General features: G+C 39.0%; 11 protein-coding genes. 5 read left to right on the forward strand and 6 right to left on the reverse strand.

Going from position 1 to position 12803, the window contains the following annotated elements; all coding sequences use genetic code 11:
- Positions 1 to 141: 141 nt before the first annotated feature.
- Positions 142 to 1509, forward strand: coding sequence for an NAD-dependent succinate-semialdehyde dehydrogenase (locus FJR11_RS15960; protein ID WP_168505348.1), 1368 nt, complete (start codon positions 142 to 144; stop codon positions 1507 to 1509).
- A 160-nt stretch (positions 1510 to 1669) separates the two neighbouring features.
- Entirely contained in the window at positions 1670 to 3313 is a 1644-nt protein-coding gene (locus FJR11_RS15965) for an acetolactate synthase large subunit (RefSeq protein WP_168505350.1), read from the forward strand.
- A gap of 95 nt (positions 3314 to 3408) precedes the next feature.
- On the opposite strand, the gene FJR11_RS15970 is transcribed toward FJR11_RS15965, so the two are convergent.
- The gene (locus tag FJR11_RS15970) at positions 3409 to 3960 is read right to left on the reverse strand and encodes a protoglobin domain-containing protein (RefSeq protein ID WP_168505352.1); all 552 of its coding nucleotides are present in this window, start codon (positions 3958 to 3960) and stop codon (positions 3409 to 3411) included.
- A gap of 425 nt (positions 3961 to 4385) precedes the next feature.
- Here FJR11_RS15970 and FJR11_RS15975 point away from each other — a divergent pair, with 425 nt between their 5' ends.
- Positions 4386 to 6224 (forward strand): bifunctional serine/threonine-protein kinase/formylglycine-generating enzyme family protein, encoded by a 1839-nt coding sequence (locus FJR11_RS15975; protein ID WP_168505354.1) that lies wholly within the window; start codon positions 4386 to 4388, stop codon positions 6222 to 6224.
- A 5-nt stretch (positions 6225 to 6229) separates the two neighbouring features.
- Here the strand turns inward: FJR11_RS15975 and FJR11_RS15980 are convergent, their stop codons facing one another.
- The 3 genes from FJR11_RS15980 to FJR11_RS15990 all read right to left on the reverse strand — a co-directional run bounded on the left by FJR11_RS15980 (position 6230) and on the right by FJR11_RS15990 (position 9328).
- The gene (locus FJR11_RS15980) at positions 6230 to 7456 is read right to left on the reverse strand and encodes an MFS transporter (RefSeq protein WP_168505356.1); all 1227 of its coding nucleotides are present in this window, start codon (positions 7454 to 7456) and stop codon (positions 6230 to 6232) included.
- A 44-nt stretch (positions 7457 to 7500) separates the two neighbouring features.
- Entirely contained in the window at positions 7501 to 8475 is a 975-nt protein-coding gene (locus tag FJR11_RS15985; RefSeq protein ID WP_174763062.1) for a glycosyltransferase family 2 protein, read from the reverse strand.
- 148 nt (positions 8476 to 8623) lie between these two features.
- On the reverse strand, positions 8624 to 9328 hold the full coding sequence (locus tag FJR11_RS15990) for a C40 family peptidase (RefSeq protein ID WP_168505360.1): 705 nt from the start codon (positions 9326 to 9328) through the stop codon (positions 8624 to 8626).
- Between the two features lie 401 nt (positions 9329 to 9729).
- Between FJR11_RS15990 and FJR11_RS15995 the strand changes: the two genes are divergently transcribed.
- Both FJR11_RS15995 and FJR11_RS16000 read left to right on the forward strand, forming a co-directional pair.
- Complete coding sequence (locus FJR11_RS15995; protein WP_168505362.1) at positions 9730 to 10668, forward strand: serine hydrolase; 939 nt, start codon at positions 9730 to 9732, stop codon at positions 10666 to 10668.
- A gap of 565 nt (positions 10669 to 11233) precedes the next feature.
- A complete protein-coding gene (locus FJR11_RS16000; protein ID WP_168505364.1) occupies positions 11234 to 12106 on the forward strand; it encodes a DUF4388 domain-containing protein in 873 nt (290 codons plus the stop codon).
- Between the two features lie 13 nt (positions 12107 to 12119).
- Here the strand turns inward: FJR11_RS16000 and FJR11_RS16005 are convergent, their stop codons facing one another.
- Together FJR11_RS16005 and FJR11_RS16010 are read right to left on the reverse strand one after the other, a co-directional pair.
- Positions 12120 to 12464, reverse strand: a complete 345-nt coding sequence (locus tag FJR11_RS16005) for a type II toxin-antitoxin system PemK/MazF family toxin (protein WP_168505366.1) — start codon at positions 12462 to 12464, stop codon at positions 12120 to 12122.
- Complete coding sequence (locus FJR11_RS16010) at positions 12461 to 12736, reverse strand: ribbon-helix-helix domain-containing protein (RefSeq protein ID WP_168505368.1); 276 nt, start codon at positions 12734 to 12736, stop codon at positions 12461 to 12463. The genes FJR11_RS16005 and FJR11_RS16010 overlap by 4 nt, the downstream gene beginning before the upstream one ends.
- Positions 12737 to 12803: the final 67 nt, after the last annotated feature.

Here is a 12803-nt window from a genome sequence, read left to right on the forward strand (position 1 = left end):
AATCGAGGTAATTGTATTTATGACTCCTCTATTCTGCTGAAATTATTTTGTCCCCAATCCAATTTTTATGGTAGCTTCTATGATGAATATGTGTAACACTAGTAAGCTACCTCAAGCTATTTTTTAATGGGAGGTCAGATCATGGCTATAGCTACCATTAATCCCACTACAGGGGAAATGCTCAAAACTTTTGAGCCACTTAAAAATGCAGAAATTGCTGTTAAATTAGATGTGGCAGGACAGGCTTTTGCAGAATATCGTCAGACAAGTTTTATAGAGCGATCGCAGTGGTTAGAACAGGCCGCGACCATTTTAGACCAAGAAAAGGCAGATTTAGGGAAATTGATGACGCTGGAAATGGGTAAACCATTAAAAGCTGCGATCGCTGAGGTTGAAAAATGCGCCCTTGTTTGTCGCTATTACGCAGAAAATGCTCCTAGTTTTCTCGCTGATGTCACCATCAAAACCGATGCTAGTCATAGTTTTGTAAAATATCAGCCTTTAGGGGTAATCCTCGCCGTCATGCCTTGGAATTTTCCATTTTGGCAAGTTTTCCGGTTTGCTGCACCAGCACTCATGGCGGGCAACGTGGGATTACTAAAACACGCTTCCAATGTACCACAGTGTGCATTGGCAATTGAAGATATTATCAACCGTGCGGGCTTTCCTACGGGTGTATTTCAAACATTGTTAATCGGTGCTACCCAAGTTGCCGATTTAATGGCTGATGATCGAGTCAAAGCTGCCACTTTAACAGGTAGTGAACCCGCAGGGATATCCCTCGCTGTTGCATCTGGGAAACAAATCAAAAAAACTGTTTTAGAATTGGGGGGCAGTGACCCATTTATTGTTTTAGAAAGTGCTGATTTAGAAACAGCAGTTAGTACCGCAGTTACAGCACGGATGTTAAATAATGGGCAATCTTGTATTGCTGCGAAACGGTTTATTATTGCTGAAGCTGTTGCTGATCAATTTGAAAAACTGCTATTAGCAAAATTTCAATCTCTGAAAATTGGTAATCCAATGGCATCAGATACAGATTTGGGACCATTGGCAACTCCTGATATTCTCCAAGAATTAGACGAACAAGTTAAAAATGCCGTTAAAAGTGGGGGTAAAGTCCTCACAGGTGGACATCCCTTAACAGAAATGTCGGGGAACTTTTATCCGCCCACAATTATCATAGATATTCCTGTAGATACACCAATTGCCCAAGAAGAATTTTTTGGGCCTGTAGCATTATTATTTCGAGTTCCTGATATCGCAGCGGCAATTAAATTAGCCAATGATAGTCCCTTTGGTTTGGGTGCAAGTGCTTGGACAACCAATACAGAAGAACAAAATCGCCTAATTCAAGAAATTGAAGCGGGTGCAGTATTTATTAATAGCATGGTCAAATCTGATCCCCGTCTACCTTTTGGAGGGATTAAGCGTTCTGGTTACGGACGAGAATTGAGTATTCAAGGTTTACATGAATTTGTCAATGTGAAAACTGTTTGGGTGAAGTAAGGAGTCAGGAGTCAGGAGTCAGGAGTCAGGAGTCAGAAGAAAGAAGAAAGAAGAAAGAAAAAAGAAAAAAGAAAAAAGAAAAAAGAAGAAAATTAACCAATCCCCAATCCCCAATCCCCAATTACCAATTACCAATTACCAATTACCAATTACAAAATTTATGAATACCGCAGAATTGTTAGTACAGTGTTTAGAAAATGAAGGAGTTCAATATGTTTTTGGACTTCCTGGTGAAGAAAATTTGCACGTTTTAGAAGCTTTAAAAACATCCTCAATTCAGTTTATTACTACCCGTCATGAACAGGGTGCAGCCTTCATGGCTGATGTTTATGGCAGGTTAACGGGAAAAGCGGGAGTATGTCTTTCTACCCTGGGGCCTGGGGCAACTAATTTAATGACTGGGGTGGCAGATGCTAACTTAGATGGTGCGCCATTAGTAGCAATTACTGGTCAGGTGGGAACAGATAGAATGCACATTGAATCCCATCAATATTTAGATTTAGTGGCAATGTTTGCGCCAGTTACTAAGTGGAATAAACAGATTGTCAGACCGAGTATTACACCGGAAGTTGTGAGAAAAGCCTTCAAGCGATCGCAAACAGAAAAACCTGGTGCAGTTCACATTGACTTACCAGAAAATATTGCCGCTATGCCCGTAGAAGGCAAACCTTTAAATAAGGATAATAGCGAAAAAACCTATGCTTCCTTTGCCAGCATTCGCGCCGCTGCTGGGGCAATTTCCCAAGCCGTTAATCCCATCATATTAGTCGGAAATGGAGCAATTCGCGCCCAAGCTAGTGATGCAGTTACGCAATTTGCTACCCAAATGAATATTCCTGTTGTGAATACTTTTATGGGTAAAGGTGTGATTCCCTATACTCATCCCTTAGCACTTTGGTCTGTGGGATTACAACAACGAGATTTTATTACCTGCGGCTTTGATAATACAGATTTAGTGATAGCCATTGGCTATGATTTAATTGAATTTTCTCCCAAGAAATGGAATCCTGAAGGGAAAATTCCTATTATTCATGTGGCAGCAACTTCTTCGGAAATTGATAGTAGTTATATTCCCCAAGTAGAAATTGTTGGCGATATTTCTGATTCCCTGAATGAAATCTTAAAATTAGCAGACAGACAAAATAAACCCAATCCCTATTCTATCAGCTTGCGTTCTAACATTCGCGCTGATTACGAAGAATACGCCAAAGATGACGAATTTCCCATTAAACCGCAAAAATTAATTTATGATTTGCGGCAAGTTATGGGCCCAGATGATATTGTGATTTCTGATGTTGGCGCACATAAAATGTGGATTGCTAGACATTATCATTGTCATAGTCCGAATACTTGCATTATTTCCAATGGTTTTGCCGCCATGGGTATTGCTATTCCTGGTGCATTAGCAGCAAAATTAGTCTATCCAAATCGCAAAGTTGTCGCTGCCACTGGTGACGGTGGTTTTATGATGAATTGCCAAGAATTAGAAACAGCTTTGCGAGTCGGAACACCATTTGTGACTTTGATTTTTAATGATGGTGGCTATGGCTTAATTGAGTGGAAACAGGAAAATCAATTTGGTGCTGGTAACTCATCTTTTGTCCATTTTGGTAATCCTGATTTTGTCAAATTTGCCGAAAGTATGGGATTAAAAGGTTATCGAGTTGAATCTGTGGCAGATTTCGTTCCCTTACTCAAAGAAGCCCTCGCGCAAGATGTTCCAGCAGTCATAGATTGTCGGGTAGATTATCGGGAAAACCGCCGTTTTACCAAAAAAGCCGGCGAACTAAGTTGCGAAATTTAGACACTTGATTATGGGGTAGACTTTTTGTCTACCCTGAGACGGACTAGAAGCCCATCCCACAAGATTGGATAATTTATTTATTTTTTGGTATTATCCTAATTTATTGATGCTGCACCTGTGCTAATTAAACGTTTTAATAAAGCGGATGACCAACCAGTTTCTTTTAATACTGCCGATGCTGAAACATCTACATAAGACTGTTCAATAAAAGCTAAATCAATCATACAAATTCGCCCTAAAGCATCTTTTAATTCTTCTGGTTTGCCCTCAGCTTTCAGCTTTTTTCCAACTTCATGAATAACAGTGGACATCCCTGGAACAATATGCTGGGGTTGAATTCCCACCTTCACATGAACAACCCCAATTTGCCAACGTCGTTGGGCATAAACAGCACTCCAATCATCAATTCCTGTAAACATTTCCGCAAACCATTTCACGAATGTATCTTTAAGCCGCTGCATTCTGCCTTCAGTAGAATTAAGAATGCCATTCATTTCCGCATCACGCCCTAGATATCCATAAAAATGTTCCGCCATTTCCGCTGCAATCTCCTCACCCCAGGCAGCATTGGCTTTTAAAATAGATTTATCTTCAGCAGTGAAACCAAATCTATTTTCCATTGTCGTCATAAATGCCAGAGTATCCATAGCCCTAAGTTATCCTTAATATCAGTATTTTTTGATCTGCCTGTCTTGTGAATAGTTCCATACTATCTACCTTTAGATTAAATCAAAAGTTTGAGGAAGTTGTGAGGATAGTTATAAAATGATACATATTTCTGGCAATTATCGGGCAGCTACTCAGTACAGAGTCATAGAGGAAGGGAAAAAGCCAGAATGTGTGCAACAAACATTACAGATTTTTCCAAGTCAATAGTGTTATTTATAAATAAATCATCTAAACTGTGATTTTTGTGATGAAGATGATTTTTTATGATTACCTATAATTTTAATCACAATAATCATTGAAATCAAATAAATCATAGTTTAGACAAATATAGTAATAAATATCATTTTGACAACTTAATAATATTGGGGATGAATTTTGACAAGATGCTATTTTCCCAAAGTTCATGCAAATTTGCCAAAATCCCAATTGTTCCAACCCCTTCAACCCGAAAACCTCTAAATCTTGCCTGAGTTGCCACGAAAGTAACTTTGGAGAAATGCTGCGAAACCGCTACCGGGTTTTGAGGTTACTAGGTGAAGGTGGATTTAGCAGAACCTACGCTGCTGAAGATGTAGATAGACTAAATGCACCTTGCGTAATTAAGCAGTTTTTCCCCCAAGTTCAAGGAACTGGACAACGTGCTAAAGCCGCAGAATTTTTCAAAGAAGAAGCTTTTAGATTGTATGATTTGGGAGAAAATCATTCCCAAATTCCGCGACTTTTGGCTTACTTTGAACAAGGTTCTAGTTTGTATTTAGTGCAGGAATTTATTATTGGTAAAACTCTTCTAGAAGAAGTTCAAAATCAAGCTTATAATGAAGCGGAAGTTCGTCAACTTTTAGCTGATTTATTACCGATTCTAGACTTTGTTCACAAACACAATGTGATTCACCGCGATATCAAACCAGAAAACATTATTCGTCGGGATAGTGATCAAAAACCCGTATTAATTGATTTTGGTGGTGCGAAACAAGTTACTCAAACCAGTTTAGCTAGACAGGCAACGGCTATTTATACCCTTGGTTATGCACCAACAGAACAAATGGCTGGGTTTGCTTGTCAAGCGAGTGATTTGTATGCTTTGGGTGTCACTTGTGTACGGTTATTAACTCAAGACTTACCATTACAAGATGATTATGGACAACTTCAAGATCATCTTTATGATGCCATGAATGCTAAATGGTTATGGCAAGAACGTTTACGACTCAAAGGCATTACTATTAGTGATGAATTAAAACAAATATTAGATAAACTACTTCAACATTTTGCTAGTGATAGATACCAGTCAGCAATAGATGTTTTGGATGATTTGAATTTTGCTAAATATCCCGTTGCTATTAAATTTTCTTCTCTTCCCAAACCACCATTAATATCACCACCTCCCACAAAAAATACTGTTCCCTTACCTCTCTTGTACAACTTTGATTTTTATGTAATTACCGTAGATACTTCCGGGAGAGAAGTTAACCGTGATAGACGTAATACCAAATATTTTGCCGAGGAATTAGGCAGAAATACAACTTTAGAAATGGTATCAATTCCTGATGGAACTTTTATCATGGGTTCTTTGAGTTGTGAAGGTGATGATGATGAACGTCCCCAACATAAAGTTACAGTTTCACCTTTTTTTATGGGGAAATATCCCATTACTCAATTGCAGTGGAGAACAGTAGCAGCTTTACCTCAAGTTCAACAATCATTGCACCCTAACCCATCAAAATTTAAAGGTGCAAATCTGCCTGTAGAAAATGTTTCTTGGTATGAAGCTGTGGAATTTTGTGCGAGATTATCCATGAAAACTGGGAGAAAATATCGTTTACCCAGTGAAGCAGAATGGGAGTATGCTTGTCGTGGGGGAACTACTACCTCTTTTCATTTTGGAGAAACAATTACTTCTGATTTAATTAACTGTAGTGGTAGTGATACCTATTCTGTAGAACCAAAAAGTAGATTTCGGAAAGAGACAACTAATGTTGGTTATTTTGAAGTTGCTAATGCTTTTGGTTTATATGATATGCACGGCTTAGTGTGGGAATGGTGTGCAGATCCTTGGCATAATAACTATCATGGCGCACCTACAAATGGTAGTATCTGGGAAGATGGTGGTGATCAACATCGTCGGGTATTAAGAGGTGGTGCATGGAATTTTAGTGCGGAACTTTGTCGCAGTGCTAGTAGAAGCTGGAATGAAGCAGACGGGGGTTTAAGACTGTGCGGTTTTCGGGTAGTATTTTCAGTTTGAACAACTTACGGAGTCAGCTTATAAACATCCTCAGTCTGTCCAAAGGCAAAACGCATAGATTCGGAGATACTGCGGCTAGACTGGGTCAGGAAAATTATCATTGCTAAGACAGTTAACCCCGTAGTTAAACCAAACATACTCCGATAACCAAGGGTTTCGGCAAATGTACCAAAAATGGGCCCAGCCATAGCTAAACCAATATCAAATCCCATTAAAGAAGCACCAAAAATTCTGCCCCGTTCATGGGGTAATGCCCTATCTGTCATTAATACAGAAATCATGGGAATAAGTGTACCAGAAGCCGCGCCTTCCATGAATGCTCCTAATAGGAACATAAAAGAATTATTTGCTTGCCAAATGCAGATGATAGAGAGTGTGTAAGCTATCAAACTCATGGTGACAAATAAACCCCGTCCGTATTGATCTGAAGCTTTACCAGTAAATAATCTACAACTAAAACTGGAAACAGCCGCAGCGGTGAAAAAGAAACCTGGATTTAAATCAACTCCCGTTGATTTGATGAATAGGGAGATGAAAGTATGTAAACTGCCTAAAGTCAAACCACTTAGGAGTAAAACAATAGCTGGAATCCGCACGCGAGGACTTTTTAATATTTGCCAAAAGTTGTCATTTTTGCTGTTATTTGGTTTCTTGATAATAGGTGGATTCACAATGGGGATAATACATAATAAACCCAGAGAACATAAAGCCGCAGATGACAGAAATAATGGGGTATAACCAACAGTTGCTTGCAAAAATCCCCCGATAGCTGGACCTATACCCACACCCAAAGGACTCACCAAACTCATGTAACCGACGACTTCACCGCGACGGTGTTCTGGTGCTAAATCGCTGACTAAGGCAATGTAAGCTGTAGCAAAGGCAGCAATACTAATGCCATGAAAGGCACGAATTACCATCAAGGGAATAATTGATTTGACAAATAAATATCCCAAAGGGGCGATCGCAGCCACGGACATTCCAATCAATAATACTATTTTGCGACCCCGTATATCTGCTAAAGCTCCCATTGACGGTCTAAATAGTAACATTCCAATGGCAAAGCTACCCATGACAATGCCAATTTCTTGCTTAGTAGCACCAATATGTTCAATATATAAGGGTAAGGTGGGCAATAATGATGCCAAACCTGACCAGAAAAACAAACCCGCTGCAAATAACATCAGCAGGTTTTTTCGCAGATTAGCGTCAAAAGTATCAAAGGCTTTCACGGCAGATGCAATAATGCGAAAAGTATTATTTCTCTATTGTTACGTTACTTAACATTTTTTGCCACAACTTCCCGCACTCGATAAATTGGTCGTCCTTGAGATTCATGATAAGTCCGCATCAGTAATTCTGCCAAAAGACCGAAGCAAAATAGTTGAACTCCTGTTACTAACAACAATACCGCCAAAATTAACAAAGGACGGTTGCCAATATCTACATGAAAAGCCAATTTGACGAAAGTTAAATATATGCCGATTCCCCCACCAGAAACCATAGAAATTAAGCCTAACAGCCCAAAAACGTGCATGGGACGGGTGAGGAATTTTTTCATAAACAGGATAGTTAATAAATCCATCAATACCCGAAAAGTGCGGGAAATACCGTATTTACTTTGTCCAAACCGCCGCGCATGATGACGTACAGGTACTTCTGTAATTCTTGCCCCTTCAATATATGCCAAAGCTGGTAAAAAGCGGTGTAATTCCCCGTAAAGATTCATATCTGCCACCAACTCAGCCCGATAAGCTTTCAGAGAACAACCATAATCATGAATATAGACGCTAGTAGCCCGACGAATTAACCAATTAGCAATTTTAGAAGGAAGCAACCGATTTAATGCCCCATCTTGGCGATTTTGCCGCCAACCACTCACTAAATCATAACCCTCATCTAGCTTTGCTAATAACATAGGAATATCAGCGGGGTCATTTTGCAAATCAGCGTCTAAGGTAATAATTACCTTAGCTGTAGCATAATTAAAACCCGCAGACATAGCCGCAGTTTGTCCATAGTTACGGCGCAAAATTACCGCTTTTAAATCAGTGCGCGTTTGGGCTTGTGCTTTGAGAAATTCCGCTGTACCATCGCTAGAACCATCATCTACAAAAATAATTTCATAATTTAATTCACTAGCTGTGAGAGTAGAAGTAATAGCTTCTAGTAATAAAGGTAAACTTTCTACTTCATCTTTGATTGGGACAACTACGGATACATCTAAAATTGGTGATTCATCATTGGTCATGGGCATATTACAGCGATTTTCGGGTAAATGAACTACATTTTCATGAAGGTTTCGCGCAGAGACGCAAAGGGGCAAAGGCGCAAAGTCAAGAGTTTTGACTGTTAAGGCAAGAGAATTTTATACCTGAATTTAGCAACATCAATATTTTTTATTTGGGACTCCCATTACCAACATAACTTTTCACAACTCTACCAGCACCGCGTAATTGTTGATAATAAGTCTGACTAACTCTGTCTCCCTGTTCCGAAAGTTGGTCAATGCCAATACCGTTGCGTCCTTGTTCTTTTCCTGAACTGTGGATATAGCAATTATCACCTAAATATAAACCTACGTGGGTGGCTTTTTGAGGAGTGCCAAAAAAGATTAAATCTCCTGGTTGTAATTCTGTAATCTCAATTGATTGGGTAAAAGCTTCTTGTTGATAAGCATCTCTTGGTAGCCACACACCTACAGATTTAAATGCTGCTTGCATTAAACCGGAACAATCATAATTTGGTGCAACTGTGCCACCCCAAAGGTAATAATTATCTTGTTGTTTTGCTGCTTGAGTAAAAGCGATAATTGCGGGTATGTGTTGTTGAATTTCTGCTGTTGAGATGAATTGAGGTTGATATATTGTTTCTGTGGGTTGGAGAAACTGCAAATCTTGAAGTGATAACCATCCTGGATAGTCATCTTCACATAAACAAACTTCTATTGCTTTATTTTGATGATTTGATGTGATTTTTAAATGTCGTCCGGTTGCGGCTTGGGTGGATAAACGGACACATTCAGGGGAATCATAGATATTTAGGTTAGTTAAACATTGATATTCTGTTGTTGGGGAATGGGGAATTAGTAAGTTTATTGACATAAGTAATATTGTCTGATAGCGAAGCGTGGCGTTAGCCATATCAGGATGTCTAGGATTTGAGGATGTACAGGATGGTAATTTTATCATTTTTTTAGGTGAATGTTTAGATTAATTTTCCTATTCTTTAAAAATCCCTACTTCCCATCAAAAATCACATCCTGAAAATCCTTAAATCCGGGACATCCTGATATGGCTAACGCCACGCTGCGCTATCAGACAATTTCCTATCATTGAAAAAATTTTGTGAGGATTGCAAGCTTGATAAAATCTTTTTAAATCAATTGTCATAATCAATTACCCAGAACTAGCCTAATCATCATCATTGCCTCAGTAATTATACAGGTAATGATAGGATTAAGCCAGAACCTAGACTCCTAATAGCATAAGGAAATTATTTACAAATGGTTTTTTTTAATCAAGATCAACAACTAGAAAATATCGGTAATCAAATTTTAGAGGCAACTTGGGCAGAATTTCCGACTTTAGCAGCAAATCAAATTGCTTTAACTTGGGTTGTTTATGATCCTCCTGCACCAGTCAATACAGGTGGTGCGTTGACTCCCAATGCTTTTTGGGAACACCCAGTGCGGGGTTTTAGCTATCGAGGAGGAGAACGGATTTATCCTGCGAGTGTGGTGAAATTGTTTTATTTGGTGGTGGTGCAGGAATGGCTAGAAAAAGGCATGAGTCACAATTCGGGAGAATTAAACCGGGCTTTGACTGATATGATTGTTGACTCTAGTAATGATGCTACCAGTTTAATTGTTGATATCATCAGTGGGACTACTTCTGGTCCACAATTATCCCCTGGGCCTTTTGAAACCTGGAAATATCAACGTAATATTATTAATCGCTATTACCAGTCCTTGGGTTGGGAGGAAATAAACGCGATTAATGTCTGTCAAAAAACCTGGGGTGATGGTCCCTATGGACGGGAAAAGGCGTTTTATGGGGAGATGTTTGAAAATCGGAATATGTTAACCACCGATGCCACTGCGAGATTGTTACATAGTATCGTGGGTGGGGTGGCGGTGTCTAGCGGGCGATCGCAAGTTATGATGAATTTACTCAAACGTAACATTAACCCAGAAGAGTTACCCGAAGATGGGGAAGAAGACCAGGTTACAGGCTTCTTAGGCAGTGGATTGCCGGAAAATAGTCAAATCTGGTCAAAAGCAGGTTGGACAAGCACAGTCCGTCATGATGCCGCTTATATTGAATTACCAGATCAACGTCCTTATCTGTTAGTGATATTCACAGAAGGGAAAGCCCAAGCTAAGAGTCGGGAAATTTTACCTTTTGTTTCTGGGAAAATTGCGGAAGCGATCGCTAGGCTATAAATATGATATAGGTGGTGCGTTAACAGAGTTTAACGCATCCTGGGCAGCTTCTGACAATCAGCGAGATACCTCATGGGATACCTGTATCAATTTAAATAAGTAATTTAGTATTTATACTGTATCCTTTTTAGCTTGAGTTCAGCATAATGACTTAAGTGAATGCGAGGTAGCAATAACTTAATGCTTGCGTATTTATACTACATAAACGCCATTTAAGAACTTGTTTAGGAACAGGATTCTTGCTGATCTATCGGACAACTGTAATCTTATTAACTGCATAAAGTTTTATGTTACTCCATCAAATTTTTAAAATCTGGGGTTATATCTTTGTGATATTTAAAAGCCAAGAAAGGTTAATATTTGACAAATCAAATAGTACAAAATACTACTTTTTTATTATTAAAAATTACTATGTAAAAAATATAAATTATCCTTAAATTATCTTATTTTCTCCTGCCTATTTTATATGAAATAGGATAACTTACACCCACAAAACCAAACATAGTTTGATATCAAGGTGCAGATAGAAACGAATGTTTAAATTATGCTATTAAGGAGATTAATCATGTCTACAACTGGGAATTTTGCCGATTTTTCCCTGCCAGAACTGCTGCAATTTTTAGATCAAGGGAAGAAAACAGGACTACTTTATATTGAATTTGTACATGAAACACTAGAAAAGAGTAGCCAAAAATCCTACTATATTTGGCTACATCAAGGTTGTGTAATTGCAGCATCAGAACGTTCAGATCAACAAGGTTTGATGTTAATGATTGCTAAACGCGGTTGGATAAATCACAGTGATATGTCTAAAGTGACTCAAACTTCCCCCTGTTTCATTGACTCCCCTATGGGGTTATGTTTGAAATCTCAGGGACTGTTACAAACAGAACAACTGAAATTGCTATTTAATAGCCAAGTATTGCGGCCAATATCGGCTTTATTGCAAGTGACGGATGGTTTTTTTAAATTTGAGCCGATCCCATTTTTGCCATTGGGAGAAATGACAGGTTTGAGTATGTCTGGAATTGAAGTAATATTGATTTGCTTGCGAGCGCTCAAAAACTGGAAAGCTTTTGAACATCAACTTCCAGATCCGACCTCAGGATTATCTACTTTAATGGATAAACATCAACAGAAGTTACTTAATCCCCAAGAATTGCAAGTATGGAAATTTGCTAACTCACAAGTTTGTTTACAGGACATTGCCACTAAACTGAGAATAAGCATAAAAACTGTCCAACAAATTGCCTTTTGCTTAATTGTCATCGGTTTAGTAGAAGAAAATTTTCTGGTTACTGCTTCTATCCAATCCGATAACTCCCAATTTACTCCTGTACCCAATTTCATCAAAGCATTACCTGATCTAGCTCTTGAGCCAGCTATTAGTCAATCGTTCCTCAAAAATTTAGTCAGTTTTCTGCGGGTGAAAGTGTGATCATGATTCCGATTTACCCTGGTAAATCTAAAGCAATTAATAATGCTTGCTCCAAATGTGCCATCACAACCTCAGAAAGTATCCCTCTTAAACGCAAAAAGCGGGTTTTAGATAACACCCGCACCTGATCTGCCATTGCAATCGAGTCTTTCTTCAGTCCGCCATCTGGTGATAAAATTAAAACTTGAGTAGGGTAAACTCGCTTGCCGTCTTGATAGGTGGTACAGGGTACTGCTAAAACCACTGGGCTGGACAGATTAATCACATCACGACTAACAATTATCACTGGGCGAGTTCCTCCCTGCTCCGAGCCTTCAGTCATTTCTAGACGCGCATCATAAACCTCACCCCTTCTCATCTTGGCGATTCCCCTAACTGCAACGCCTCCCACTGCGCCGTCGCAAATTCCAACTCCAGTTTTAAGACCTCTGCTTGATAATCTGGATCATTAGCCATTTCTGCCAATGCGGCATCAATTTCGGATCGCTTTTGTGAGGCTAGTTCTCTTCGTAAAGCCTGAGCGACAAAATCATTGCGATTTTTAGCCTTTCCTTCCATAACCGCTTTATCTGTAGCTTCTAGCAGTTCTCTGGGAATGGTTAACGTCGTGCGAACGGTTTCTGTTTTCATAAAGCGTTCATTATTTGATGACTGAAGTGATGTCTTATATCATATCGTTTTACGCATCAATTAGTAA

It is taken from the genome of Anabaena sp. UHCC 0187, from assembly GCF_009712035.1.
In the GTDB taxonomy this organism is placed as follows: Bacteria; Cyanobacteriota; Cyanobacteriia; order Cyanobacteriales; family Nostocaceae; genus Dolichospermum.